At 73.2% G+C, this 24,204-nt stretch carries 29 protein-coding genes; 15 read left to right on the forward strand and 14 right to left on the reverse strand.

Annotated features, from left to right (window positions below; all coding sequences use genetic code 11):
• Positions 1–49 precede the first annotated feature (49 nt).
• A complete protein-coding gene (locus V6U82_RS03470) occupies positions 50–970 on the forward strand; it encodes a pseudouridine-5'-phosphate glycosidase (protein ID WP_334459153.1) in 921 nt (306 codons plus the stop codon).
• The gene (locus tag V6U82_RS03475; RefSeq protein ID WP_334459155.1) at positions 967–1,863 is read left to right on the forward strand and encodes a carbohydrate kinase family protein; all 897 of its coding nucleotides are present in this window, start codon (positions 967–969) and stop codon (positions 1,861–1,863) included. The genes V6U82_RS03470 and V6U82_RS03475 overlap by 4 nt, the downstream gene beginning before the upstream one ends.
• A gap of 39 nt (positions 1,864–1,902) precedes the next feature.
• Here V6U82_RS03475 and V6U82_RS03480 read toward each other — a convergent pair whose 3' ends face one another.
• A complete protein-coding gene (locus V6U82_RS03480) occupies positions 1,903–2,259 on the reverse strand; it encodes a DUF3099 domain-containing protein (protein WP_128138725.1) in 357 nt (118 codons plus the stop codon).
• Positions 2,260–2,365: 106 nt separating this feature from the next.
• On the opposite strand from V6U82_RS03480, the gene V6U82_RS03485 reads away from it, so the two are divergent.
• A complete protein-coding gene (locus V6U82_RS03485) occupies positions 2,366–2,677 on the forward strand; it encodes a hypothetical protein (protein ID WP_258545365.1) in 312 nt (103 codons plus the stop codon).
• Complete coding sequence (locus V6U82_RS03490; RefSeq protein WP_013284778.1) at positions 2,667–2,978, forward strand: hypothetical protein; 312 nt, start codon at positions 2,667–2,669, stop codon at positions 2,976–2,978. Before V6U82_RS03485 ends, V6U82_RS03490 begins: the two co-directional genes overlap by 11 nt.
• 4 nt (positions 2,979–2,982) lie before the next feature.
• Here V6U82_RS03490 and V6U82_RS03495 read toward each other — a convergent pair whose 3' ends face one another.
• From V6U82_RS03495 to V6U82_RS03505, 3 genes are all read right to left on the reverse strand, one after another.
• Positions 2,983–4,215, reverse strand: a complete 1,233-nt coding sequence (locus V6U82_RS03495; RefSeq protein WP_334459157.1) for a low temperature requirement protein A — start codon at positions 4,213–4,215, stop codon at positions 2,983–2,985.
• Positions 4,216–4,287: 72 nt separating this feature from the next.
• Positions 4,288–4,872 (reverse strand): HhH-GPD-type base excision DNA repair protein, encoded by a 585-nt coding sequence (locus V6U82_RS03500; RefSeq protein ID WP_128138402.1) that lies wholly within the window; start codon positions 4,870–4,872, stop codon positions 4,288–4,290.
• Positions 4,873–4,989: 117 nt separating this feature from the next.
• Positions 4,990–6,210: a S8 family peptidase gene (locus V6U82_RS03505; protein ID WP_334459158.1), complete on the reverse strand. Its 1,221-nt coding sequence runs from the start codon at positions 6,208–6,210 to the stop codon at positions 4,990–4,992.
• 181 nt (positions 6,211–6,391) lie between these two features.
• On the opposite strand from V6U82_RS03505, the gene V6U82_RS03510 reads away from it, so the two are divergent.
• Together V6U82_RS03510 and dtd are read left to right on the forward strand one after the other, a co-directional pair.
• On the forward strand, positions 6,392–7,876 hold the full coding sequence (locus tag V6U82_RS03510; RefSeq protein ID WP_334459159.1) for a DUF7782 domain-containing protein: 1,485 nt from the start codon (positions 6,392–6,394) through the stop codon (positions 7,874–7,876).
• Entirely contained in the window at positions 7,876–8,298 is a 423-nt protein-coding gene (gene dtd / locus V6U82_RS03515) for a D-aminoacyl-tRNA deacylase (protein WP_334459160.1), read from the forward strand. The genes V6U82_RS03510 and dtd overlap by 1 nt, the downstream gene beginning before the upstream one ends.
• A gap of 3 nt (positions 8,299–8,301) precedes the next feature.
• Here dtd and V6U82_RS03520 read toward each other — a convergent pair whose 3' ends face one another.
• Entirely contained in the window at positions 8,302–9,090 is a 789-nt protein-coding gene (locus V6U82_RS03520; protein WP_121684305.1) for a sporulation protein, read from the reverse strand.
• 220 nt (positions 9,091–9,310) lie between these two features.
• Here V6U82_RS03520 and sigB point away from each other — a divergent pair, with 220 nt between their 5' ends.
• From sigB to V6U82_RS03540, 4 genes are all read left to right on the forward strand, one after another.
• A complete protein-coding gene (gene sigB / locus V6U82_RS03525; protein WP_120571035.1) occupies positions 9,311–10,297 on the forward strand; it encodes an RNA polymerase sigma factor SigB in 987 nt (328 codons plus the stop codon).
• Between the two features lie 112 nt (positions 10,298–10,409).
• Positions 10,410–10,751 carry an ArsR/SmtB family transcription factor gene (locus V6U82_RS03530; RefSeq protein ID WP_209310246.1) on the forward strand — a complete coding sequence of 114 codons (342 nt, stop codon included), beginning with the start codon at positions 10,410–10,412 and terminating at the stop codon, positions 10,749–10,751.
• Positions 10,748–11,239 (forward strand): SRPBCC family protein, encoded by a 492-nt coding sequence (locus tag V6U82_RS03535; protein ID WP_334459164.1) that lies wholly within the window; start codon positions 10,748–10,750, stop codon positions 11,237–11,239. Before V6U82_RS03530 ends, V6U82_RS03535 begins: the two co-directional genes overlap by 4 nt.
• Positions 11,236–11,643 carry a VOC family protein gene (locus V6U82_RS03540; RefSeq protein WP_334459165.1) on the forward strand — a complete coding sequence of 136 codons (408 nt, stop codon included), beginning with the start codon at positions 11,236–11,238 and terminating at the stop codon, positions 11,641–11,643. Before V6U82_RS03535 ends, V6U82_RS03540 begins: the two co-directional genes overlap by 4 nt.
• A 3-nt stretch (positions 11,644–11,646) precedes the next feature.
• Here V6U82_RS03540 and V6U82_RS03545 read toward each other — a convergent pair whose 3' ends face one another.
• The 3 genes from V6U82_RS03545 to V6U82_RS03555 are packed head-to-tail and all read right to left on the reverse strand — an operon-like array spanning position 11,647 to position 16,314.
• Positions 11,647–14,202, reverse strand: coding sequence for a bifunctional acetate--CoA ligase family protein/GNAT family N-acetyltransferase (locus tag V6U82_RS03545; protein WP_334459167.1), 2,556 nt, complete (start codon positions 14,200–14,202; stop codon positions 11,647–11,649).
• 25 nt (positions 14,203–14,227) lie between these two features.
• Positions 14,228–15,409, reverse strand: coding sequence for an acetoin utilization protein AcuC (locus V6U82_RS03550; protein WP_334459168.1), 1,182 nt, complete (start codon positions 15,407–15,409; stop codon positions 14,228–14,230).
• A 47-nt stretch (positions 15,410–15,456) separates the two neighbouring features.
• Complete coding sequence (locus V6U82_RS03555) at positions 15,457–16,314, reverse strand: sulfurtransferase (protein ID WP_334459169.1); 858 nt, start codon at positions 16,312–16,314, stop codon at positions 15,457–15,459.
• A gap of 97 nt (positions 16,315–16,411) precedes the next feature.
• Between V6U82_RS03555 and V6U82_RS03560 the strand changes: the two genes are divergently transcribed.
• The gene (locus tag V6U82_RS03560; protein ID WP_026268035.1) at positions 16,412–17,098 is read left to right on the forward strand and encodes a metal-dependent transcriptional regulator; all 687 of its coding nucleotides are present in this window, start codon (positions 16,412–16,414) and stop codon (positions 17,096–17,098) included.
• Between the two features lie 12 nt (positions 17,099–17,110).
• On the opposite strand, the gene V6U82_RS03565 is transcribed toward V6U82_RS03560, so the two are convergent.
• From V6U82_RS03565 to V6U82_RS03590, 6 genes are all read right to left on the reverse strand, one after another.
• On the reverse strand, positions 17,111–17,659 hold the full coding sequence (locus tag V6U82_RS03565; protein WP_184977133.1) for a hypothetical protein: 549 nt from the start codon (positions 17,657–17,659) through the stop codon (positions 17,111–17,113).
• Positions 17,660–17,746: 87 nt separating this feature from the next.
• The gene (locus V6U82_RS03570; protein WP_071096262.1) at positions 17,747–17,980 is read right to left on the reverse strand and encodes a DUF5522 domain-containing protein; all 234 of its coding nucleotides are present in this window, start codon (positions 17,978–17,980) and stop codon (positions 17,747–17,749) included.
• Positions 17,981–18,010: 30 nt separating this feature from the next.
• Positions 18,011–19,453: an alpha/beta hydrolase gene (locus tag V6U82_RS03575; RefSeq protein ID WP_334459174.1), complete on the reverse strand. Its 1,443-nt coding sequence runs from the start codon at positions 19,451–19,453 to the stop codon at positions 18,011–18,013.
• A gap of 198 nt (positions 19,454–19,651) precedes the next feature.
• A complete protein-coding gene (locus tag V6U82_RS03580) occupies positions 19,652–20,587 on the reverse strand; it encodes a DUF2332 domain-containing protein (RefSeq protein ID WP_334459175.1) in 936 nt (311 codons plus the stop codon).
• Positions 20,588–21,027: 440 nt separating this feature from the next.
• On the reverse strand, positions 21,028–21,207 hold the full coding sequence (locus V6U82_RS03585) for a hypothetical protein (protein ID WP_013284757.1): 180 nt from the start codon (positions 21,205–21,207) through the stop codon (positions 21,028–21,030).
• The gene (locus V6U82_RS03590; protein ID WP_334459178.1) at positions 21,204–21,392 is read right to left on the reverse strand and encodes a hypothetical protein; all 189 of its coding nucleotides are present in this window, start codon (positions 21,390–21,392) and stop codon (positions 21,204–21,206) included. The genes V6U82_RS03585 and V6U82_RS03590 overlap by 4 nt, the downstream gene beginning before the upstream one ends.
• A gap of 129 nt (positions 21,393–21,521) precedes the next feature.
• On the opposite strand from V6U82_RS03590, the gene V6U82_RS03595 reads away from it, so the two are divergent.
• The 4 genes from V6U82_RS03595 to V6U82_RS03610 all read left to right on the forward strand — a co-directional run bounded on the left by V6U82_RS03595 (position 21,522) and on the right by V6U82_RS03610 (position 24,052).
• The gene (locus V6U82_RS03595; RefSeq protein WP_334459180.1) at positions 21,522–22,364 is read left to right on the forward strand and encodes a DUF5753 domain-containing protein; all 843 of its coding nucleotides are present in this window, start codon (positions 21,522–21,524) and stop codon (positions 22,362–22,364) included.
• Between the two features lie 9 nt (positions 22,365–22,373).
• Positions 22,374–22,541, forward strand: coding sequence for a DUF397 domain-containing protein (locus V6U82_RS03600; RefSeq protein WP_334459182.1), 168 nt, complete (start codon positions 22,374–22,376; stop codon positions 22,539–22,541).
• Positions 22,542–22,593: 52 nt separating this feature from the next.
• Entirely contained in the window at positions 22,594–22,776 is a 183-nt protein-coding gene (locus tag V6U82_RS03605) for a DUF397 domain-containing protein (RefSeq protein WP_334459185.1), read from the forward strand.
• 115 nt (positions 22,777–22,891) lie between these two features.
• On the forward strand, positions 22,892–24,052 hold the full coding sequence (locus V6U82_RS03610; protein ID WP_334459186.1) for a Shedu anti-phage system protein SduA domain-containing protein: 1,161 nt from the start codon (positions 22,892–22,894) through the stop codon (positions 24,050–24,052).
• Positions 24,053–24,204 lie beyond the last annotated feature (152 nt).

Here is a 24,204-nt window from a genome sequence, read left to right on the forward strand (position 1 = left end):
CCCCGGTCCACCTGGGCCCCGGCCGGAAGCGGCCCGTACGGTAACCGACGTGACCAATTTTCACATCAGTCTCGGTAGTGAGGTGGCCGACGCCCTGCGGGACGGCCGCCCGGTCGTGGCGTTGGAGAGCACGATCGTCTCGCACGGGCTGCCCCGGCCGGACAACCTGCGCGTGGCACGCGAGATCGAGCAGGCGGTACGGGACGCGGGGGCGGTGCCGGCCACCATCGGCATGGTCGCCGGTGAGCTGCGGGTCGGGCTGGACGACGACCAGCTCACCCGGCTCGCCACCGTCGACGGCGTGAGCAAGCTCTCGGTCCGCGACCTGGCCCCGGCGGCGGCCACCGGAGCCGACGGCGCCACCACCGTCGCGGCCACCAGCGCGGTCGCGGCGGCGGCCGGGATCGGCGTGTTCGCCACCGGCGGGCTCGGCGGCGTGCACCGCGAGGCGGCGCAGACCTTCGACGAGTCGGCCGACCTGGTCACGCTGGCCCGGACGCCGATCGCCGTGGTCTGCGCCGGGGTGAAGTCGATCCTGGACGTGGGGGCCACGCTGGAGCGGCTGGAAACGCTCGGGGTGGGCGTGGTCGGCTACCGCACCCGCCGCTTCCCCGGCTTCTACCTCACCGACGCGGGCTTCGACCTGGACTGGTCGGTCGAGTCGCCGGAGCAGGTGGCGGACGTGCTGGCCGCCCGCGCGGCGCACGGCGTGCACCACGGCGGACTGGTGGTGGCCAACCCGCTGCCCGCCGACGAGCAGCTCGACCCGGCGCTGCACGACCGCACGCTCGCCGAGGGGCTGGCGGCGCTGGCCCGCGAGGGCGTCACCGGCAAGGCGGTCACCCCGTTCCTGCTGTCGCACTTCCACGCCGCGACCGAGGGCGCGAGCCTGACCGTGAACGTCCGGATCATCCTGCGCAACGCCGACCTCGCGGCCCGGATCGCGGTCGCCGCGGCCACCACCCCATGAGCGCGACGCCGCGCATCGTCGTCGTCGGCGACGTGATCACCGACGTGCTCGCGGTGCTGTCCGGGCCGCTGGCGACCGGCTCGGACACCGCGGCCGGGATCCGGTTCAGCGGCGGCGGACAGGCGGCGAACACCGCGGCCTGGCTCGCCGGGCAGGGCGCGGCGGTGACGCTCGTCGCCGCCGTCGGTGACGACGAGACCGGCCGGGAGCGGGTGGCCGAGCTGACCCGGATCGGTGTCGAGTGCGCGGTGGAGCGGCACGAGGGCTACCCGACCGGCACCGTCATCGTGCTCGCCCACGACGGGGAGCGCACGATGATCAGTCAGCGGGGCGCGAACCTGCGGCTGACCGCCGGGCACGTGGACGCGGCGCTGGCCGCCGCGCCCGACGCCGGGCATCTGCACCTGTCCGCGTACACCCTGTTGGACGTCGGGTCGCGCGGCGCCGGCCTGCGCGCGCTGGCCACGGCCCGCGAGCGCGGGCTGACCGTCAGCGTCGACGCGGCGTCCGCGGCGCCGCTGCGGCGCGTCGGCGGGGCGTTCCTGACCTGGGTACGCGACGTCGACCTGCTGCTGGTCAACACGGACGAGGCGACGGTGCTGGCCGGCGGGCTGGACCCGGCGGCGCAGGCCCGGGCGCTGACCGCGGTGGCGCACCGGGTGGTGGTCAAGCGCGGCGCGGCGGGCGCGGTGTGGGTGGAGCGCGGCGGTGTGGTGGAGTTCGCGCCCGCGCCCGGGGTGGACGTGGTCGACGTGACCGGCGCCGGGGACGCGTTCGCGGCCGGGCTGCTCACCGCGTGGCTGGCCGGCGCCGACCCGCGTGCCGCGCTGGCGCGGGCCGGTGACCTGGGCGCGCTCGCCGTGACGACTGTGGGCGCCCGCCCGGCTCCCTGACGCCGGTGGCCGGTCCGGGCGGCGCTCCGCCCGGGCCGGTCAGGGCTCGGCGTCGATGATCTTGTGCGGGTTCTCCTCGGCGGTGAGGGCCGTGGGAGCGGGCTCCTCGCGGTGCCGGTTCTGGAACCGGTTCGCCAGGCGGTGCTCCTCCTTGGGCGGCCGGTCGTTCGCCAGCAGCACCGCCAGCCAGGGCACGAGCACCATGCCGAGCGCGCACAGCGGCAGCCAGAGCCAGAGCAGCGGGGCCTTCACGCCGACCAGGATCGCGCCGGCCACCAGACACGCGACCCGGATGGCCATCATCAGCACGTACCGCTTCTGCCGGCTGTTGAGCTGGTCGTCCTGGCTGCGCGGGGCGTCGGTGATCAGTATCGGCTGGTACGCCTGACGCTTCACCACGGACCTCCTACGAGGGGATAGGGCCCATCCTGTCACTCCGGACGGATGATCGGCGAAAATCGTGACAGCCCGGTGCGTGTTACGCGCGTGGTACGCTTCGCCCGTGGCCAACCGGTTCAGCTTCACCGACGAGGCGCTGGCGAACCTGCGGGTCTACGACGTCACACCCGGGGAAGTCTGGGAGGCCCTGCACAGCAACCGCCGGGTCATCCGCCACCTCGGGGACGACGTCATGGTGGTCTACGCCACCGACCACCGGGGCCGGCGGCTCGCCGTGCTGCTGGCCGAGGCCGACGGCACCGACAACGACTGGGACATCCTCTCCGCCCGCGAGCTGAGCGACGTCGAGGCCAAGCGCTACGACGAGGCGGTGCGGAACTCACGCCGACGAGGAGGCGGTCACTATGCACCGTGACGAGGCGACCAAGCGGTTCCACGCCGGAGGCGACGCGTTCGCCGACCTGATCGACGACACGTCACCGGCGCAGCTGCCCACCCCCGACACCGACGTGCCGATGGTCAGCCGGTCGGTGCGGCTCCCGCTGGAGACGTACGAGCGGGTCCGCGCCGCCGCCGACGCGCGCGGCATCGGGGTGACCACGCTGATGCGGCAGTGGATCGAGGCCGGCCTGGCCGACCTGGACGACTCCGCCACCGTCTCGCTGGCGGACGTACGCCGCGCGCTGGCGTCCCTGTCCCGCCCGACCGCCGCCTGACGGCTCACGCCTCGGGGCCGGCCTCGCCGAGCGTCTCCCGCCCGATCGGCGAGGCGGAGGGCTCCAGCGGGCGGCGCCAGGCGCGGCGGGCGTCGGCGAACGCGACCAGCGCCAGCACGAGAGCCACCGCGCCGAGCGCGAACATCGCCGGCACGGCCGCCAGCACGGGCAGGAGCAGCGCCAGGACCAGCAGCCCGCCCAGCCGGGGGCGGGACACCCGGCCGAAGATCTCGTACTCGAACCGGGACCGGGCGGCCAGGAACAGCGCCGGGCCGCCCACCACGAAGACCAGCCAGCTCGGCCGGGCCGTGTCGTACGGATGGGCGATGACCAGCTCGTAGCCGACCGCGGCGCTGAGCACCCCGAGCACCATGAACAGGTGGGTCTGCGACGCCGACTCGGCCAGTCGCCCCGGCGCGCCGGCCGTCCGCAACGCCTGCGCGAGCAGGTGACCCGCCCGGTAGAAGTAGATCCGCCAGAGCAACGCGGTGATCAGGAACGAGATCGCGAACGCCGCGGCGGCCTCGCCGGAGAACTCCTTCCCGCTGTACGTCACCCCGATGACCAGGATCGACTCGCCCAGCGCGATGAGGAAGATCTGCTGGTAGCGCTCCGCGAGATGTTCCCCGGTGACCAGCCACCCCCGGGTGCGCGACGCCCCGATCCAGGGCAGCGGCCAGCCCAGGAACGTGCCCAGGTGGTCCACCGCGATCGCCACGACCCACAGCGCCAGGCGCGGGCCGGGCATCAGCGCGCCGGCGAGCCACAGCGGGGCGCTGGCCACCGCCCAGGCGGCCAGCCGCACCGGGACCAGCCGCCGCGGGTGGGCGCGCAACGCCGCCGCGATCAGCAGCGGCCGGCCGACCATCACCACCACGTACGCGAGCGCGAACGGCAGGGCCCGCTCCTCCAGCGCTCGGGGCAGCGTCACGCCCAGCACCAGGCTGCCGAACATGGTGCCGACCACCACCACCTGGATGACGACGCGCTCCGGCTCGTACCGGCTGGTCACCCACGTGGTGATGATCCAGACCTGCCAGAGCACCAGGAACAGCAGCAGGGTGCGGCCGACGTCGGCGGCCACCGCGCCGACGGAGCCGTCGATGCCGTTGATCAGGCGCTGCGAGACCCGGGTCAGCGCGAACACGAAGACCAGGTCGAAGAAGAGCTCCAGGAACGTCGCCCGGCCGGGACTGGACGCGGTACGCAGCAGCGCCCCGCCCCGCTGCTCGGTCATCGTCCGCTCCCGTCCCCCGTCCTGGCGACCAACGACAGCGGCGGCGGGCCGGTTGCGGCGGCGGGCGGCGGATCAGCCCTTCGCGGCCTTCGCCTCCGCCTTCATCCGCTGCTTGAACTCGCGTACCCGGCGCAGCGACTCCGGATCGGTCACGTCCGCGACCGACCGGTGGGCGTCCGCGTCGCCGTAGTCACCGGCCGCCTCGCGCCAGCCGTCCGGGACGATCCCGAACCGCTTGCCGAGCAGCGCGACGAAGATCTGCGCCTTCTGCCGGCCGAACCCGGGCAGCTCACCCACCCGGCGCAGCAGTTCCCGGCCGTCGGTCACGTCCGACCAGAGCCGGGCCGGGTCGCCGTCGTAGCGCTCGACGAGCGCCCGGCACACCTCCTGCACGCGGGCCGCCATCGCCTTGGGGAACCGGTGCAGCGCGGGCGGACGGGCGAAGATCTCCACCAGCGCCTCCGGGTCGTACCCGGCAAGTTCCGCGGCGTCCGGCTCGTGGCCGAGCCGCTGCGCCAGCACGTACGGGGAGGAGAACGCCTTCTCCATCGGCACCTGCTGGTCCAGCACCATCCCGAGGAGCAGGGCCAGCGGGCTGCGCGCCAGCAGTTCGTTCGCCTGCGGGTCGATGGGCAGTGACAGCGTCATGGGGACCATAGTGCCGCCCCGCCCGCCCGGTACGGGCGCCGACTCCCCGACGACGTGACGCGGCCCGGCGGACCCTGGGAGGTCCACCGGGCCGCGGCCCACGGAGTGGTCAGGTCACCCGTGTCGTCAGTTGACGACGAAGAGCAGCCGGTTCGGCGAGCCCGAGCCCGGGCTGGTCACCTTGCCGGTGGTGGCGTTGCTGGTCAGGTAGCTGGCCACCTGGGCCGGGGTGTAGGAGGTGTTCGCGGACAGCACGAGCGCCGCCGCGCCGGCCACGTGCGGGGACGCCATCGACGTGCCGCTGATCGTGTTGGTCGAGGTGTCGCTCGTGCGCCACGCCGAGGTGATCGACGAGCCCGGAGCGAAGATGTCGACGCAGGAGCCGTAGTTGGAGTAGGAGGCACGGGCGTCGGTGCTGGTGGTGGCGCCCACCGTGATCGCCGCGCCGACCCGGGCGGGCGAGGAGTTGCACGCGTTGGCGCTGGAGTTGCCGGCCGCCAGCGCGTACGTGATGCCGGAGTTGATCGAGTTGGCCACCGCGTTGTCCAGCGTGGTGCTGGCGCCGCCGCCGAGGCTCATGTTCGCCACGGCCGGCTTCACCGCGTTCGAGGTGACCCAGTTGACGCCGCTGATCACGCCGGCGGTGGTGCCGCTGCCGGAGCAGTTGAGCACCTTGACGGCCACCAGGCGCACGCTCTTGGCCACGCCGTACTTGGTGCCGCCGACGGTGCCGGCGACGTGCGTGCCGTGGCCGTTGCAGTCGGTGTTGTTGGTGTCGACCGTGTTGGTGCCCCAGGTGGCCCGGCCGCCGAAGTCGCTGTGCGTGGTGCGGATGCCCGTGTCGATGATGTAGGCGCGCACGTTGCTGGCGGTGTTCGGGTAGGTGAAGGTGCTGTTCAGCGGCAGGTTGCGCTGGTCGATCCGGTCCAGACCCCAGGTGGCGCCGGTCTGGGTGCCCTGGGTGGTCATGACGCGGTCCTGCTCGACGTACGCGACGGCCGGGTCGGCGGCGAGCCGGCGCGCCTGGGCGGGCGTCATCTTCGCGCTGTAGCCGGTGAGAGCGGAGCTCCACACCGTGCCGACGTTGCCGCCGTAGCGCTTGGCCAGGCCGGCGGCCCGGTCCGGCACGGCGGTACGGGCGGCGAGGGTGTTCGCGGTGCCGACCGCGTCGCCCTTGAGCACGACCACGTAGCTGCCGCTGACGGCGTCGGCGGCACCGGCGTACCGAATCTCCCCGGTGGGTGCGGCGAGAGCGGGCGTGGAGGCGGCGGCGGCGAAGGCCGCGGCGGCGGCCGTGACGGCGAGCGCACGCAGCGCGCGCCGCCGGGGAAGGGACACGTCGGGCATCGTCTGGCTCCCTACCGGGCGGCCCGGTTTGTGGCCGGATCGCCCCATCGACGGATGTTGGCAGGAATGCTAGCCAGAGATCGATAAACATGAAAGAGATAGTTGCCGATAGATACGGTCGGCGTTATGGATTCGGCGGGTGCCGCGCCACGCCGGACGGCGCCCGGGGCAGGATGAGCACGTGGACCGTCACGACATGCTGCTCTCCCCCGCCGGGGTCGACGCGCTGCGCACCGCGCTGACGCTCGCCCGCTTCACCGCCAACGGGATCGCCGACCGCCTGGGCCCGCAGGCCACCGGCGCGGTGGCCCGCAACGACTACCGGGCCGCGCTGCGCGCCACCGAGGACCGGGACCGGCTGGCCACGCTGATCCGGGTCTTCATCTGCGACCAGACCGAGCCGGAGGCGGCGGTGGCCGCCGCGCTGGCCCCGCTCGCCGTGGACGAGGCGCTGGCCGGGGGCATCGTGGAGCGGCACGGCGACGGCCTGCGCGCCGGGGTCGACCTGGAGCCGTACGGGGACGACTGGTGGGTGCTCGCCGACGTGCCGGCCGCCGCGCGGCCCGGGCGCCCGCTGCACGCCGAGCACGTGCTGGGCATCGGCGGCGCCACCCAGACGCTGATCTCGGCCGCGGTACGCCCGACCGTGGACACCGCGCTCGACCTCGGCACCGGCTCCGGCGTCCAGGCGCTGCACCTGGGCACCCACGCCCGCCGGGTCACCGCCACCGACGTCTCCGAGCGGGCGCTGCGCTTCGCCGCCACCACCGCCGCGCTCAACGGGCAGGACTGGGAGCTGCTGCGCGGCGACATGGTCGCCCCGGTGGCCGGGCGCCGCTTCGACCTGGTGGTCAGCAACCCGCCCTTCGTGGTCGGCCCGGGCACCACCACGCACGTCTACCGGGACTCCGGCCGGGTCGGCGACGCGATCGGCGCGGAACTGGCCGCCGCCGCGCCGGACCTGCTCACCGAGGGCGGCACCATGCAGTACCTGGCCAACTGGGTGCACGTCACCGGCGAGGACTGGGCCGAGCGGGTCACCGGCTGGTTCGCCGGCACCGGCCTGGACGCCTGGGTGATCCAGCGCGAGGTGGCCGACCCGATGGCGTACGTGAACCTCTGGCTCACCGACGTCGGCGAGAGCGCCGACCCGCAGCGGATGGCGGCCTGGCTGGACTGGTTCGACGCGCACAAGGTGGAGGCGATCGGCTTCGGCATCGTCTCGCTGCGCCGCTCCGGCCACGACCAGCCGGTCGTCCGGGTGGAGGACCTGCGCCAGCGGGTCGAGCCACCGCTGGGCGACCGGATCGGCGAGTGGTTCGCCCGGCAGGACTGGCTGCGCGCCCGGGACACCGAGGGCCTGCTCGCCGCCCGCTACCGCGCCGCCGACGGCCTCCAGCTGCGGCAGGAGGCCACCATGGGCGACGACGGCTGGGCCGTCGACCGGCAGGTCCTGGCCATGCCGCGCGGGCTGCGCTGGTCGGAGGAGATCGACCCGCTGGTGCTCGCCCTGGTCGGCGGCGCCGACGGCCGCCTGCCGCTGCGCGACCAGCTCGCCCTGCTGGCCGCCGCGCACGACGTGGCACCGGACGAGCTGGCCGAGGCGGCCGGGCCGATCGTGGCGCACCTGGTCGAGCGCGGCATCGTCGAGCCGGTGACCGACTGATGCGGGCGGTAGTGCAGACCGTCGGCCGGGCCCGGGTGACAGTCGACGACGAGGTGACCGGTGAGATCGCCGACGGGCTGCTGGTGCTGCTCGGCGTCACCCACACCGACACCCCGCGGGTGGCCGCCACGATGGCCCGCAAGCTGCACGAGCTGCGGATCCTCGACGACGAGCGCAGCGCCGCCGACGTCGGGGCGCCGCTGCTCGTGGTCAGCCAGTTCACGCTCTACGGCGACGCCCGCAAGGGCCGGCGGCCGAGCTGGACCGCCGCCGCGCCCGCCGAGGTGGCCGAGCCCCTGGTGGACGCCGTGGTCGAGGAGCTGCGCGCGCGGGGCGCGAAGGTGGAGACCGGCCGCTTCCGCGCCCACATGCTGGTGGAGAGCGTCAACGTCGGTCCCCGAACCCTCGTGCTGGACCTCTGAGGATCAGAAGAACAGCCCTCGGCGGGACAGCGACTGACGCAGCCAGCCGTCGAGCTGGGCGGCCCAGTCCGTACGGTCCGCAGTCGCGTGGTCCACGGTGAACCGGCCGAACGCGTCGCGGCCCTCGGTGAACAGGCCACCCCGCTTGTCCAGCTCCAGCACCACGTGGACCTGGCGCGGATCGGTCACGAAGGTGACCTCCAGCTGGTTCATCGCGCCCGCGTACTGCGGCGCCGGGTAGAACTCGATCTCCTGGTAGAAGGGCAGCTGCTGGTGCAGGCCGTAGATGTGTCCACGCTCGACGTCGGCGCGCGCGAAGCGGAAGCCCAGCCGTAGCAGCGCCTCCAGCAGCCGCTCGTGGGCGGGCAGCGGGTGCACCGCGACCGGGTCCAGGTCGCCCTTGTCCATCGCCCGCGCCACCTCCAGCTCGGTACGCAGACCCATCGTCATGCCGTGCAGGTGCTGGCCGTACAGGTCCGTGAGCGGCGTCTCCCACGGCACCTGGAAGCGGAACGGCACGTCGTGCCGCTGCCCCGGCTCCAGCCGGAACGGGCCGGTCATCTGGGCCCGGCCGAACTCCTGGTTGACGTCGTACTCCGAATCGGAGCTCTCCACCTCGACCCGCGTGACCAGGCCGAGTGCGACGTAGCTCACGTCCACCGGGTGGTCGCCACCGACCACCTGGATCCGGCCCTCCAGAACGCCGCCCGGGCGGCAGTTCGGATTGGCCAGCACCGTCTCGACCGACGGTCCGCCCACACCCATCGCCTGCATGAGCCGCTTGAAGACCACCACGTTCTCCGATCATCAGTGTCGGGCCGGCTCCGACGGCCGGTCGGTGGCACGGTAACCGCGCCGGGCAAGCGGATGCCGGATTCTCGCGAGGATTCCTGTCGGGTCCCCGATCGCCTCACTCCCGTCTCACGCCCCGACCGCCAAGCTGTTTGTCATCGGCCACCACCGCGTGGGCGGCACGGGACCGGTAGGCACGTCGGACACGGGGAGAACAGAGATGACCCAGCAGATGATCGAGCACCAGGACATGGACGTCACCCTCACGGACCTCGACGCCACCGACGAGCGCGGCGTCTCCACCGACCTGGTCCGGGCGTACCTGAACGGCATCGGCCGCACCAAGCTGCTCACCGCGGCGCAGGAGGTCGAGCTGAGCAAGCGGATCGAGGCCGGCCTCTTCGCCGAGGAGAAGCTGGCCACCTGCACCCCCGTCTCCGCCGAGCTGCGCGCGGACCTGGCGCTGATCGCGGCCGAGGGCCGCGCCGCCAAGGACCACCTGCTGGAGGCGAACCTGCGGCTGGTGGTGAGCATCGCCAAGCGCTACACCGGTCGCGGCATGGCCTTCCTCGACCTGATCCAGGAGGGCAACCTCGGCCTCATCCGCGCCGTCGAGAAGTTCGACTACACCAAGGGCTACAAGTTCTCCACCTACGCCACCTGGTGGATCCGCCAGGCCATCACCCGCGCCATGGCCGACCAGGCCCGCACCATCCGCATCCCCGTGCACATGGTGGAGCAGGTCAACCGGATGGTCCGGGTACGCCGCGAGCTGTCGGTGACGCTGGGCCGCGAGCCCACCGTGAGCGAGGTGGCCGTGGCGCTGGAGATCCCGGAGTTCCAGGTGATCGAGCTGATCTCCTACGACCGGGAGCCGGTCAGCCTGGACCAGGCGGTCGGCGAGGACGGCGAGAGCGCGCTCGGCGACTTCGTCGCCGCCGTGGACCCGCGCGCCGAGCCGGGCGACGCCGCCACCAACGGCGAGCTGCGCAACGAGGTCCGCATCGTGCTGGCCACGCTGTCCCAGCGGGAGCAGGCGGTGATCCGGCTGCGCTTCGGCCTGGACGACGGCCGGCAGCGCACGCTGGACGAGGTCGGCCGCGAGTTCGGTCTGTCCCGGGAGCGGATCCGGCAAATCGAGAAGGTCACGCTGCTCAAGCTGCGCGACCCGGAGCGGGCGAACCGGCTGGAGGCGTACGCCTGCTGATCCACCCCTGCCCCGACAGGCCCCGGCGGTTCGCCGGGGCCTGTCGCGCGTCCGGTGCTTGACTCGGGCGAGGACCGCGTATAGAACCGACTGGTTACACAACCAGGAGGTTATGAACGTGTCCGCGGATCTGCTCGACGCCACCTTCGCCGCGCTCGCCGACCCCACCCGGCGGGCCATCCTCACCCGGCTGGCCGCCGGTGAGGCGACTGTCACCGAGCTGGCCGAGCCGTTCGCGATGAGCCAGCCCGCCGTCTCCAAGCACCTGAAGGTGCTCGAACGCGCCGGCCTGGTCACCCGGGGCCGGGACGCCCAGCGCCGCCCCTGCCGGCTCGACGCCCGGCCGCTGCGGGAGGCCGTCGCGTGGCTGGCGGACTACCGGGACTACTGGGCGGAGAGCTACGCGCGCCTGGACGAGGTGCTCGCCGAGCTGACCGCCGGGGAGCAGCGGTGACCGGCCTGGCCGTGACCCTGCACGGCGACCGGGAGATCCGGCTCAGCCGCGACTTCGCCGCCCCGCGCCACCTGGTGTTCGCCGCCTTCACCCGCCCCGAGCTGCTGGTCCGCTGGTGGGGGGCGCGGGGCTGGCATCTGGTCGAGTGCGAGGTGGACCTGCGGGTGGGCGGACGCTGGCGGTTCGTGTCCCGGGGACCGGACGGCGACCTGATGGCCCAGGGCGGCACGTACCGAGAGGTCGACCCGCCCGCGCGGCTGGTCTGCACCGAACTGTTCGACGACCAGTCCTATCCGGGCGAGACGCTGGTACGTCACGACTTCACCGGTTCGGCGGACCGGACCACTGTCGTCACCCACCTGCGGTACGCCACCGCGCAGGGCCGCGACACCGTCCTGCGCCATCCGATGACCCGCGGCCTGAGCGAGGCGTTCGACCGGCTCACGGCCGTGCTGCACAACGACTCGACGACAGGAGCGACAACGTGAACTGGACGCTGGAAGTGGTGGTCGTGCCGGTCTCCGACCTGGACCGGGCCAAGGAGTTCTACGCGAGGCAACTCGGCTTCGCCGTCGACCACGACACCGATCTGGGCGGCCCGGGGCGGATCGTCCAACTCACTCCCCCGGGCTCCGGCTGTTCGATCGTCCTCGGCCGGGGCGTCGTACCGGAGATGCCGCCGGGCTCCCTCAAGGGCCTGCAACTCGTCGTGCCCGACCTGGAGCGGGCGCGCGCCGAGCTGGTCGAGCGGGGCGTCGAGGTGAGCGAGATCCAGGTGATGGGTCAGAACCCCCGCCCGGTGCCGCACCCGCTGGACAACGTCGGCTTCGTGTTCTTCCGCGACCCGGACGGCAACGAGTGGGCGGTGCAGCAGATCTCCGCGCGCGGCTGAGGTCTACAACCTTCGCGGGCCGGTGTCCGGGCGGGCGGCCTCGGCGCCGGTGCGCACAGTGGCGTGCAGCACCGAGATGCCGTCCGGCCGGGCCAGCACCGGGTTGAGCGTGAGCGACCGCACCCGGGGCTGCTCGTCGGCGAGACGGCCGACCCGCACCAGCAGGTCGACCAGGGCCGCGCGGTCCACCGGCGCGGCCCCCCGGTGCCCGCGCAGCAGCGGCGCGGCCCGGGGCTCGTCGACCAGCTCGGCGGCGTCCCGGTCGGTGAGCGGGACCGCGCGCCAGGCCCGGTCGCCCAGCAGCTCGGTCGCCACGCCACCCAGCCCGAACCCGACCACCGGCCCGAACGCCGGATCCTCCACCAGCTCCACCACGCACGCCACGCCCGGCGCGACCATCGGCTGGACCAGCACCTCCGCGCCGAACACCGGGGCCATCTCGGCGTACGCGCGGCGCAGCGCGACGGCGTCGGCCAGGTCGAGGCGTACCGCGCCGAGGTCGAGGCGGTGCCGCAGCCCGGGGGCGGCGGCCTTGAGCGCCACCGGCCAGCCGAGCCGGTCGGCCGCCGCCAGCGCCTCGTCCGCGCTGCCGGCCGGCACCGACTCCACCACGCCGATCCCGTACGCGCGCAGCAACGCCGCCGCGTCGGCGCCGTCCGGCCGCAGCGCGGCGTGCCCCGCCGCCCGGTCCACGTCGGCCAGTTCCGGCAGCACACCGGCGGGCCGGCGCAGCCAGTCCGCGTACGCGGTCACCCGGCCCAGCGCGCGCACCGCCTCCTCCACGCTCGGGTACGCCGGCACCCCGGCCGGCACCAGCCCGGCCAGGAACGTCGCCACCACCGGCTTGCCGGTGACCCGCGCGTCGGGCAGCGCCGCCGCGAAGTCGGCCACCGGGTCGGCGAGCTGCCCCGGCAGCGGCGGCGCGAACACCGCCACCACGGCGTCCACCCGCTCGTCGGCGACCGCCTCGCCGAGCGCGGCGGCGTACGCGGCGGCCCCGGCGCTCGGCCCGACGTCCTGCGGGTAGCCGTCGGCGACGGTCAGTCCCTGGGCGGCGCAGGCGGTCGCGGCCAGCCCGGTCAGCGCCGACGAGTTACCCACCACCGCGACCCGACGCCCGGCCGGGAGCGGCTGGTGGGCCAGCAGCACGCCCACGTCGAGCAGTTCGGACACGGTGTCCACCCGGATCACCCCGGACTGGGCGAACAACGCGCTCACCGCCGCCGCGTCCAGCGCGGGCGCCTCCCCCACGCCCGGCGGCCGGGCCAGCGAGGCCAGCGCCACCACCGGCTTGCTGCGGCCGATGCGCCGGGCCAGCCGGGCGAACTTGCGCGGGTTGCCGAACGTCTCCAGGTAGAGCGTGATGACGTCGGTGGCCGGGTCGTCCTGCCAGTACTGGAGCAGGTCGTTGCCGGACACGTCGGCCCGGTTGCCGGCCGAGACGAAACTGGACAGCCCGAGCCCACGGCGGGACGCCTCGGCCAGCAGCGCCACCCCGAACGCGCCGGACTGGCTGAACACGCCGACCCGGCCCGCCGCGGGCAGCACCGGGGCGAGCGTGGCGTTGAGGCGTACCGCCGGGTCGGTGTTGGCGACGCCGAGGCAGTTCGGGCCGACCACCCGCATGCCGGCCAGGTGCGCGGCGCGGACCAGCGCGCGCTGCGCCGCCGCACCGGCCGGGCCGGACTCGGCGAACCCGGCCGAGATCACCACCAGGCCGTGCGCGCCCGCGCGGGCCGCGTCGCGGACCACGTCGGTCACCGCGTCCGGCGGGACCGCCACCACGGCGAGGTCGACGTCCTCGCCGGCGTCGGCCGCCGACGGGTACGCGGGCAGCCCCGCCACCGTCGCGGCGCTCGGGTGCACCGGCACGATCGCCCCGGCGAAGCCGCCGTCGCGCAGGTGCCCCAGCAGCGCCGCGCCGACGCCCTGGCCGGTGGTGCTCGCGCCGTACACGGCGATGCCGCGCGGCGCGAGCAGCCGGGCGATCGACCGCGCCTCGGTGCGGTGCTCCCGGCCGCGCTGCACCTCCAGGGTCGCCTCGGTGGGCGCGATCGGGAAGCTCAGGTGCACCACGCCGTCGGCGTACTGGCGCTGGACCTGGTAGCCGAAGTCGGCGAAGACCCGCAGCATCGCCCCGTTGGCCGGGAGCACCTCGGCGACGAAGTGCACGATGCCGTTGCGTCCGGCCGCGTCGGCCAGATGTTCCAGCAGCACCGAGCCGATGCCCCGGCCCTGGTAGGCGTCCTCGACCACGAACGCCACCTCGGCCTCGGGCGAGGAGGGGCCGAGCCGCTCGTACCGGCCGACGGCGACGATCCGCTCGCCGGCCAGCACCACGAACGCCTCCCGGTCGCGGTGGTCGACGTTGACGAAACGCTTCAGGTCGCGTTCCGGGATACGCGGGTACGGCGAGAAGTACCGCAGGTATCGGGTGCGCTCCGAGAAACGGCCGTGCATGGCCACGATCTCGGGCGCGTCCTCCGGACGGATCTGTCGCAGCTGGACGGTCGTACCGTCGCTGAGCAGCACGTCCAGCGGTTGTTCCACGGTGGTCACCGGTCGGTCCTCCCCTGCCGCCGGCTCAGTCGCGCGGATCGTGCGGATCGAGCCCGAGCAGCGGGAAGACGGCCTTGCGGGTGGCCGCGACGGCCCGGTCCACCGCGTTCGGCTCGCCGCTGGGCTGCCACGGCTGGTAGGACGGGTCCACGTCGTCGGTCATCCGCAACGGCACGTCGTGCCCGGGCCGCCGCCGCGCGGCCAGCTCCCGCCAGCCGGGCGGGGTCAGCGTGGCCGGGTCGACCGGCTCGCCGGTGGCGATCGCGAGCAGGTGGGTCCAGGCCCGGGGCACCACCTCGACCAGCGCGTACCCGCCGCCGCCGGTGGCGACCCAGCGGCCGTCGCACAGCTCGTCGGCGAGCGCCCGCAGCGCGCGGTAGGTGGCCCGCTGCCCGTCCACCGAGAGGTGCAGGTCGGCCAGCGGGTCCTTGCGGTGCCCGTCGGCGCCGCACTGGGTGACCAGCACCTGCGGCCGGAACGCGCGCAGCACCGACGGCACGATCGCGTGGAACGCCCGCTGCCAGCCGGCGTCGCCCACCCCCGGCGGCAGCGGCACGTTGACGGCGCTGCCCTCGGCGCCCGGGCCGCCGGTCTCGTCCGGGAAACCGGTGCCGGGGAACAGCGCGAGCGGCGTCTCGTGCAGGCTGATCGTGAGCACCCGCGGGTCGCGGTAGAAGATCTCCTGCACGCCGTCGCCGTGGTGCACGTCCACGTCGACGTACGCGATCCGCTCCGCGCCGAGGTCGAGCAGCCGCGCGATGGCCACGGCCGGGTCGTTGTAGACGCAGAACCCGGCGGCCCGGGCGGGCATCGCGTGGTGCAGCCCGCCGGCCACGCTCACCGCGCGCCGGGCCTCGCCGCGCCACACCGCCTCCGCGGCGGCCGTCGTGGCGCCGGCGATCAGCGCGCTCGCCTCGTGCATCCCGTCGAAGACCGGATTGTCCGACGTGCCCAGACCGAAGCCGGCGAACAGCGGGTCGCGCGGCGCGGACCGCACCGCGTCCAGGTAGGCCGGATCGTGTACGCGGGTGAGCAGCGCGTCGTCGGCCGGCTCGGGCTTGACCAGCCGCACGCCGGGCCGGTCCAGCACACCCAGCTCGCGGGCGAGCGCCATGGTCAGCTCGACCCGGACCGGGTCGAGGGGATGGTCGCCCATGTCGTAGGCGAGGAGACCCTCGTCCCACACCACCACCGTGTCGTCGGCCATGCGGCCATCGTCGCACGTGGCCCGGGGCGCGCCCACCAGTCGTGCGCTCACCGGCCGGACGTGCCGCCGGTCGCGACCGGACGGTCCGGGTCGGCCACCCACTCGCTCCACGAGCCGACGTACAACGCGGCGTCCGGACGACCGGCCAGGTGCAACGCGAGCACCGCCTGCGCGGCGGTCACCCCGGAGCCGCAGTACGCGCCGACCGGCGTGTCCGCGTCCACCCCGGCGGCGGCGAACCGCTCCCGCAGCGCCTCGGCGCCGGGGAACCGGCCCTGCGTGACGTACTCCGGGGCGGGCACGTTGACCGCGCCCGGCACGTGCCCGGCGACCGGGTCGACCGGCTCGTGCTCGCCCCGGTAGCGGGGCGCGGCCCGTACGTCGATCAGCACGCCGGGCCCGGCGGCGGCGAGCCGGGCGGCAGCGGCTGCGTCGAGCACCGGCAACGCGCCGGGCGCCACTGTCACGTCGCCGGGAGCCGGGGCGGGCACGCTCGTGTCGACCGGCAGGCCGGCGGCCGTCCAGGCCGGGAAGCCGCCGTGCAGCACCCGCACCTGCCGGTGCCCGGCCCAGCGCAGCGTCCACCAGGCGCGGGCGGCGGACATGCCGTCGCCGCCGTCGTACACCACGACGGGACGACCGGCGCGGACGCCCGCGGCCCGCAGCGCGGCCTGCAACGCCGCCGGGTCCGGGAGCGGGTGCCGGCCGGCGGCGCCGGGCGGCCCGCACAGCGCGGTGTCCAGGTCGACGAAGACGGCGCCGGGCAGGTGGCCGTCGGTGTAGTCGTCGCGTCCGGGCGGGCCGGTCAGCCGCCAGCGGACGTCGAGCAGGGTCGGCGGGTCGGCGTGATCGAGTTCGGCGGCGAGCCGGTCGGGCTCGACCAGCAGGTCTGCGGTGGCGGGCATGCGGCCCAGTCAACACCATTCGGCCCGCCACCTCCGGCTTCGCCTGCGTCGATGGTCGGTGGGAGCGGGTACCATCGGAGCCCAGGAGGCCGCAGACGTGAAGCACGACCTTGTTGACACCACCGAGATGTACCTGCGCACCATCCTCGAACTCGAGGAGGAGGGGGTGCCGCCGCTTCGTGCCCGCATCGCCGAGCGGCTGAAGCAGAGTGGTCCGACCGTCAGCCAGACCGTCGCCCGCATGGAGCGCGACGGCCTGCTCACCGTCGAGGGCGACCGGCACCTGACTCTCACGCCGCAGGGCCGCAACACCGCCGTGTCGGTGATGCGCAAGCACCGGCTGGCCGAGTTGCTGCTGGTGAACGTGATCGGGATGCCCTACGAGGAGGCCCACGAAGAGGCCTGCCGGTGGGAGCACGTGATGAGCGACGCGGTGGAGAAGCGGGTCTTCGACCTGCTCAACCGCCCGACCCGCTCGCCGTACGGCAACCCGATCCCGGGCCTGGCGGAGCTGGGCGACCCGGGCCAGACGCCTGCCGACGCTGTCGAGGGCGAGCGCAACCTGGCCTTCCCCGGCCTGTCCGGCCCGGTCGTGGTGCGGCGGATCTGCGAGAGCGTGCAGACCGACTCGGACGTGCTCCGGCAGTTGCACGCCGCCGGTGTCGACCCGGGCGCGACAGTGACTGTGGCGCAGGAACGCGACGCCGTCTCCATCGACCGCTCCGGCGACCGGGTTCGCCTTCCCCGCGAGGTGGCGTCCCGGGTGTTCGTCGCGGCCCGCTGACGCGGCTCCCGGCTAGAGCTGCCGGGTGTCGATCACCTTGGCCAGCGTGACCAGCTTGCCGGCCGTCTTGTCCGCCTCCGCCTTCGCGGTGCCGGCCGGGGCGGTCCAGCGCAGGGTGGCGAGCCGTCCCTCGGTGGCCAGCCAGCCGACCTCGGCGGCCGGTCCGGACTTCGCGGTCTTGGGCAGGGTGCGCCGGTAGGCGGCCTTGCCCAGCTTGCTGATCTTCGCCGCGCCACCCGGCTGCACGTCCAGGGCGAACGTGGCCGCGTCGATCGACGTCTCGGTCACCGACAGCGTCAGCTCCGGCAGCACCGCGCCGGCCGCACGGACCACGCAGGTGTGGGTGTCGCCCCGCTCGGTGGCCGCCGCCACGTCGAACGTGCCGCCGGTGTGCTCGGCGATCACCGCGAAGTCGAGGAGCCGGCACGCCCCGCCGGAGGACGCCGCCGCGACCGGAACCGGCGGGGGCGGGGCGGGCGGCCCGGCGTCGGTCGGCGCCTCCTCGGCGCAGCCGGCGGCGAGCAGGACGGCCGGGACGGCCAGCCAGATACGGGCACGCACGGGAGACCTCCGCGGTCGGCGGCGGGTCCGACCCGCCGGAGTTCCGTCGGACACCGTACGGCGTGCCCCAGCGGGGACGGAAGCCCCCTAATCGGCCACGTACGGACAGTGCCGGCAGCCTCGCCCGCAGCACGTGCCGCGCCGGGCCAGGAACCCGGCGCTGAGCACGAACAGCCCGGTCTCCGGGTCCAGGTAGCCGGCCTCCCCGGCGGCCAGGGCGGCGGCGTGCGCGGCGAGGATGCGCTCCCGCCCGGGGTGATCCGGCGACAGCCGCGACGGGTGCGGTTCGGTAAGCGGCCGTCCCGCCAGCTCGTCACGCACCGGTGAAGTCTACGGACGCCCCTGCCCGCCCTAGTTGCCGCCCGGGCCGCCGTCGGTCCCGAGGCGTTCCAGGTACGGCACGAACGCCTCGGGCCGCTCGAACATCGAACGGTGCCCGGCGCGCGGGATCACCAGACGGTCCTTGCGCGGCGCCTGGAGCTGCGCGTACCACTCGTCGAACAGGCGCAGCCGGCCCGGCACCTCCTGCGCGCCGTCCACGAAGTACGCCGGCACGGCGAGCTGCCGCACGTCACGCCGGAAGTCGATCTCCTGCAACCGGGGGTAGAGCACGTCCCAGCCGTCCAGGAAACCGAACAGGTGCACCTTCTCCAGCAGGCTGTATTCGGAGACGCCCAGGTTGCCGACGGTCCCGGTCTCGTCCTCGCTCGCGCCTTCCCGGTCGACCGGGAAGGCCCCGGCCTCGTTGGTCAGCAACGGCTCGTACGCCCAGACGTCGCGGTAGGGCGGCGGACCCTGCGCGGTCATCCGGTCCGCGAGCGCCGTCCGGCCGGTGCGGCGGGCCCAGGCCACGGTGTCGGCGTACTGGCTGCGGTCGGCCTCGCGCAGGCTCACCACCTGCCCGACGCCCACGTACGCGGCGAACAGTTCCGGGTGCTGTCGCACGGCGAGCAGGCCGGCGATGGTGCCGCCGGAGTGAGCGACCAGGTGGATCCGCTCCCGGCCCAGCCGTTCCCGCAGGTGCCGGGCCACCGCGACCAGGTCGTCCACCTCGTCGTCCAGGCGCCAGCCCGACGGGGCGCGGAACCCCGACCAGGAGCGTGGCCCGCCGGCACGGTCCCAGACGGCCACCACGAATCGGCGCTCCAACTCGGGCAGGTGGCGACGGACCGCGCCGATCTCCGAGCCGCCGGGCGGACCGGGCACCACGAGCAGCACCGGCGCGCTGCGGTCCGTACCCCGGATCAGCAGGCCCAGCTCGCGCCCGGACGAGTCGACGGTGTCGAAGCGGGCGATGCCGCCGGGGATCGGGTCGGTACGGCCCGGCACGGCCACGCCGACGGTGACGAGCGCGAGCAACGCGGCCAGCAGGCCGACGCCGACCCGGCCCGCCCAGCGCGGCACCGGCCGGCGCGGCGGCACCGCGCCGAGGCGACGTGCCAGGCCGGCGCCGTAGGCGGCGCCGACCAGCAGCGGCAACAAGGTCAGGAGTCCGTGTACGCCCCGGCCGGCGAGCAGCGCCACGACACCGAAGCCGGACAGGTGCGGACGGTCGACGGTGGGCCCGCGCAGCCGCAGCCGGACCAGCTCGACAGCCACCGCGAAGATCACCGGCGCGACGAGCATGAACCAGCGGGACCGGCCCAGCCACCCGACGGCCAGCCCGACGGCCAGGCTCACCGCGACGGAGGCGAGTGCCGTGCCCACCGTGCCGGGCCCGCGCGGGGTCCACCAGCCGGCGACAGCACCCCAGAGCAGGGGCAGCGTCGACGCGAGGAGCATCCGGGTGCGCATGACGTCTCCCTCCGCCGAGATCGTCAACCCTAGCCAGAGCGGCCACTCTTCGCTGTCCCGTCCTCACGCTCGGTGCCGACCACGGCTCGCTCGGCGCACATACCCGCGCCCCCACCGGTCGATCATGAAGTTGACGGCCGTCGCGTCGGCGTGTCGCGCCGCCAACTTCATGATCGCCGAAGAAAAGGATGGGGCGGGTCAGGGGAGCCAGGTCAGGGACTGGCCGTGGCCTGTCGTCCAGGCCAGGGGGCGGCCGTCCAGGGCCAGGACGTTGTGGAAGCCTTGGGCGGGCGGCTCGGGCAGGTCGGCGTGGGGCAGGACCGACGGGTCCTCGTTGGCTATCCAGTGGCCGGGCAGGGTGCGGACCAGCGCGGTGAACGCCTCCCGCCGTGGCTGCGGCACCTGGTAGAGCACCGAGCTGTGGAACACCACGAGCGTCGCCCCGGCCGGGGCCTGCTCGGCCAGCGCCGGCAGGTCGTCGACCAGGTCACCGCGTACCAGCAGCGGCGGATCGGCCGCCGCGACCGCAGCCGCCGCGCGCAGCCGCTCCCGGCGGTGCCGGTGTTCCGGCCAGATCAACGCGTCCAGCCAGGCCACGTCGGCCGGGTCGGTGACGTCGAGCGGGTTCACGTCGAGCCCGGCCCGCCACACCACCTCCGGGCGCCGCTCCGGCGGGTCGGTGCCGGTCAGGTCACAGTCGAGCACCGGCTCGCCGTCGCCGACCCGCCGGTCGCCGTAGCGGTAGGCGTACCGGTCCGGGTAGAGGCACAGCCCGGCGGACGCGCCCACCTCCAGCAGCGCCAGCGGCTGCGGCAACGCGGCGAGCACCGGCAGCAGCACCGCACAGCGCCCCGCCTCGTTCGTCTGCGTCGCCCGCACCCGCATCTGCGCCGAGACGTCCGGCCAGTGCCCCATCACGTACGCGCGGAACGCCGCCGGGTCGTCCACCGGCCCGCCGCGCAGCCGCACCACCCCGAACAGCAGGTTCGGCTGACGCTTCGCCGGCGGCAGCGTGTCGAGCAGGGCGAGCAGATCCGGGTCGCCGGCTACCGACCGCGACAACCGCTCGTACGCCGGGGACACGCCGCGCGTCTCACGCTCGGCGAAGACCCGATAGATGTCGGTCGTGCTCATCCCCCGAGCATTCCAGCTCGCGTACACGATGGGGTGTGACAGTGGGCACCTATGGCCGTTTGGGCCGACGGGGACGAAGCCCTCGGGAGATCTCCTCCAGGTGCCGCTGTTGGTGTTCGCGCACCATGGCCTCCCAGACCTCCTGGTCGAAGTCAGGATCGAGCGGCACCCATCGATGCGAGCCGTCGCAGTAATGAAACCGTTCGTCGCCCGGCCGAATGACACTCATCGCACCCACCCGAGGAAGCGCTGATGCAACACCCCGGCCGGCACCCAGGTCAGATCCTCCGCCGCCCACACCAGATAAGACCCCATGTACAAGCCCAACGACACCGGCGCTCCGGCGAACTCGGCCCGCAGCTCACGACGCCGCGTCGGGCAGGGCCACGGAGCGCCACACCCACCGCAGCTCCACACTGGAAGAACCGGCCCGTGGGTGGTCACCGGAGGCCGTCCAGGAAGCGCCGCGTGGCGGTCCGCGCCTGCCGGCGGGCCGCCCATTCGACCTGCTGACAGGGGTACGGGGACAGGCGCGCCCACCATGCCCGGCACCCCGTGCAGAAGCCGTCGAGGCCGGGTACGTGCACCGACAGGATCTGCCGGACCTGCGACTCCGTCACGTCTGCTCCTCTCCCGGCCAGTGGCCGCGACGGATCGAGATGCGATGGCGTGCGCGGCACGGCAGTTCCGCGCCGCAGCGGCAGATCCGCCGGCATCGCCGCCAGGACCACACCGGCCGGTGCCGCCGGGCGAGGGTCAGCGCGACCGCCACCACGTAGTCCTCGTACGACACACGAGCACGCATGCCGCCTCCTACGTCGCTCATGCGCCACTAATTTTGCGCGCGCATTTTTAATCAGTCAACAACGGGCGCGCATGTCGCGCGGGCGTGTCGCGTGTTCACGACAGGCCAGCCGACGGCACAATCACCGCCATGGAGAGTCCGACCTTCGTTCGCTTCCAGCTCGGGGCGCAGTTGCGCAAAGCGCGGGAGCAGGCCGATGTCACCGCCGAGGAAGCAGCCGCGGCCATTGAGGTGACCGCGAGCACCCTGCGGCGGATCGAGGCCGGCCGGGTCGGCATCAAAGGTCCAGCGCTCAACGCGCTGCTTGATCGCTACGGCGTCACCGATGCCGGACTGCGCGACACGCTGCTGTCGATGGCGCGCACTGGGAAGCAGCGCGGTTGGTGGGCGAAGTACGGGGATCTACCCTCGTCGTATCGGCAGTACATCGGCCTGGAGTCTGCAGCCGACGAGGTACAGAACTTCGAGACGCTGGTGGTGCCGGGTCTGCTCCAGACACCGGCGTACACGCGGGCGATGATGGCGGAGGACGCCTTCGAACCGTCACCCGAGGCGGTCGAGAGGCGAGTCGCCGTCCGGACGCACCGCCAAGAGTTGATCTCGTCGGGAAAGCTCCGCCTGGTGGCTGTACTGGACGAAGCAGTTCTACACCGCCAAATCGGCGGTGCGGACGTCATGGCCGACCAACTCACCGCCCTGCTCCATGCCGGCAGCCGATGGAACGTCACGATCCAGGTGATCCCGTTCCGGGAGGGTGCCTACGCTTCCATGCTGTCGAGCTTCCACATCCTCAACTTCGCTGACGGCCCCAGCGTGGTCTACATCGAGGGCCTGACAGGTGATCTCTACGCGGAGGGCGAGGATGTACGCCGCTGTACGGTGGTGTTCAACAGCCTGCGCGCCGCGGCCCTGTCCTCCACCGACTCGGCGGCCATGATCGAAGCGATCCGAGGCGCGCTGCCCATGGAGTAGGAGGCGGACGTGGACTCGCAGTGGCGCAAGAGCAGCCGGAGCGGCAGCAACGGAGCCTGCGTCGAAGCGCGATACGCCGACCAGGCAGTAGAAGTCCGCGACAGCAAGGATGCAGGCGGCCCGGTTCTACGCTTCGAGCGTCAGCCGTGGCAAGCGTTCCTCCGCACCCTGCGCTGAGCGCCCACCTCGGCGGTGCTCGTGCCAGGCGCTGGTAGGAAATGGAGGTGGCATGACAGACCGGATCGGCATCAAGTGGCGCAAGTCGAGTCGCAGCGACAACAACGGCGGAGCGTGCGTAGAGATTGCCGCCGTCAACGGGAGCATCCTGATCCGCGACAGCAAGGACGCGTGCGGCCCGGTTCTGCGCTTTGGACGTCAGCCGTGGCACGTGTTCCTCCGCACCCTGCGCTGAGCCCGGGTCGGTCTTCCGGTGCAGCTAGGACAAACGACCACGCTTCCCAGCCGCACCCGGCACGGTCGTTTGCGCTCAGACGGTCTTGTCATACCCGTGAGCAACGCTCTCCGACATGTCTGGACCTCGCTCGCGCGTCCGCTCCGACTATGCCCTGCGCCTGCTGCTCGGGAAGATCGTCGAGTACGGCCTCTCCGACCACATCCGCAACCTCGTCGAGGACGCACAGAGGCACATGGGATACCGCAGTCCCTATCGCGGCGGCAGGACGCTCACCGACCTGCTGCGTCAGGCTCACAGCGCGGCTCGGGTCGAGGGCGACCAAGATACCGCCGAGCGGTTGGAGGACGCCCTCTCGTACGCAACCAACGTGATGCTCGCCCCAGACTTGGAAATCAAGTATCAGTTGCTCGGCGGTCCCCGTAGCCGACACACGAATACACTGACGAACTTCTTTTCGATCTCCGCGGCAATTGTCGCCGACAAGGCTCGCACGTTCCTCGACGAACACCCACAGGCAACCCGCGACGAGCTCATGGCATACCTCAACGAAATGAAGCGTCTAGTAATCACGGACCTAACCGGGGTAGCCGGGGCCTTTGAGGTCAGCCGCGGCATGAACGAGCAAGTGACCTGGATGACGGAGGTGCTGCTCGACCGGTTGCACGATGGCGATTCAGGCGTTGGTGTTACGCCGACCGCCCAGGCCACGGCAGAAGAGATCGCCGACGTGGTGTTGTTGCGAGCACGGCGCCGGGCACTTCGGGAACTCGATGCCGTCGTTCTCAACCGGCACAGTAGCGAGCGCGACCTGCAGCGAGCGCTGGAGAAGAATCTCTGGATATTCGGTGGGACGCAGCTGGCGGACAAGCTAGGGCCACGGCGAATTAGTCGCGGCATCGAGTTGGACCTGACGCTGCTGCGGCCGGACGGCACCGTGCACGTGGTCGAGTTGAAGCGGGCCGCCGTCCCGCTGCTCACCCATCAGCGGGGCCGATGGGTGCCGACCAACGAAGTACATCGGGCGGTAGCGCAGGCGATGAACTACCTCGTGACCCTTGACGAGGACCGAGCACGGCTCGCCCAGCAGGGCATCGACGTACGACGGGCCTCAGCAGCGGTGATCATTGGGCATCCGCAGTTTGAGGAAGAGGCGAGCGAGAACGAGGTGGACGCGGCGCTGCGCGTCTACAACAGCCATCTCTCCCGCGTCGAGGTCGTCACCTACAAGCACGTGGTGGACCGAGCCGACCGGGTCTTGCGGTTGGCGGAATGAGTGGCAGCTCCGAGCGGATACTGATCGGCTCTTGCCCGGACGCAGTGGCCGGAGGTCGGCATCGGGGTTCTTGGGCGCGCTCGACTGTGCACGGCGAGACGACCTTCAACGACATGTCTGCCCCCTACGCCGAAGCAGGTGTCTCCTATCCG

This window comes from Micromonospora sp. CPCC 205554, assembly GCF_036902745.1.
Taxonomy (GTDB): Bacteria; Actinomycetota; Actinomycetes; order Mycobacteriales; family Micromonosporaceae; genus Micromonospora; species Micromonospora tulbaghiae.

Excerpts from the sequence above, each read along its gene's own strand:
- V6U82_RS03475 (WP_334459155.1), top strand. The coding sequence starts at position 967 with ATGAGCGCGACGCCGCGCATCGTCGTCGTCGGCGACGTGATCACCGAC.
- V6U82_RS03490 (WP_013284778.1), top strand. The coding sequence starts at position 2,667 with ATGCACCGTGACGAGGCGACCAAGCGGTTCCACGCCGGAGGCGACGCG.
- V6U82_RS03495 (WP_334459157.1), bottom strand. The coding sequence starts at position 4,215 with ATGACCGAGCAGCGGGGCGGGGCGCTGCTGCGTACCGCGTCCAGTCCC.
- V6U82_RS03500 (WP_128138402.1), bottom strand. The coding sequence starts at position 4,872 with ATGGTCCCCATGACGCTGTCACTGCCCATCGACCCGCAGGCGAACGAA.
- V6U82_RS03505 (WP_334459158.1), bottom strand. The coding sequence starts at position 6,210 with ATGCCCGACGTGTCCCTTCCCCGGCGGCGCGCGCTGCGTGCGCTCGCC.
- dtd (WP_334459160.1), top strand. The coding sequence starts at position 7,876 with ATGCGGGCGGTAGTGCAGACCGTCGGCCGGGCCCGGGTGACAGTCGAC.
- sigB (WP_120571035.1), top strand. The coding sequence starts at position 9,311 with ATGACCCAGCAGATGATCGAGCACCAGGACATGGACGTCACCCTCACG.
- V6U82_RS03530 (WP_209310246.1), top strand. The coding sequence starts at position 10,410 with ATGAACGTGTCCGCGGATCTGCTCGACGCCACCTTCGCCGCGCTCGCC.
- V6U82_RS03550 (WP_334459168.1), bottom strand. The coding sequence starts at position 15,409 with ATGGCCGACGACACGGTGGTGGTGTGGGACGAGGGTCTCCTCGCCTAC.
- V6U82_RS03555 (WP_334459169.1), bottom strand. The coding sequence starts at position 16,314 with ATGCCCGCCACCGCAGACCTGCTGGTCGAGCCCGACCGGCTCGCCGCC.
- V6U82_RS03575 (WP_334459174.1), bottom strand. The coding sequence starts at position 19,453 with ATGCGCACCCGGATGCTCCTCGCGTCGACGCTGCCCCTGCTCTGGGGT.
- V6U82_RS03580 (WP_334459175.1), bottom strand. The coding sequence starts at position 20,587 with ATGAGCACGACCGACATCTATCGGGTCTTCGCCGAGCGTGAGACGCGC.
- V6U82_RS03590 (WP_334459178.1), bottom strand. The coding sequence starts at position 21,392 with ATGCGTGCTCGTGTGTCGTACGAGGACTACGTGGTGGCGGTCGCGCTG.
- V6U82_RS03595 (WP_334459180.1), top strand. The coding sequence starts at position 21,522 with ATGGAGAGTCCGACCTTCGTTCGCTTCCAGCTCGGGGCGCAGTTGCGC.
- V6U82_RS03605 (WP_334459185.1), top strand. The coding sequence starts at position 22,594 with ATGACAGACCGGATCGGCATCAAGTGGCGCAAGTCGAGTCGCAGCGAC.
- V6U82_RS03610 (WP_334459186.1), top strand. The coding sequence starts at position 22,892 with ATGTCTGGACCTCGCTCGCGCGTCCGCTCCGACTATGCCCTGCGCCTG.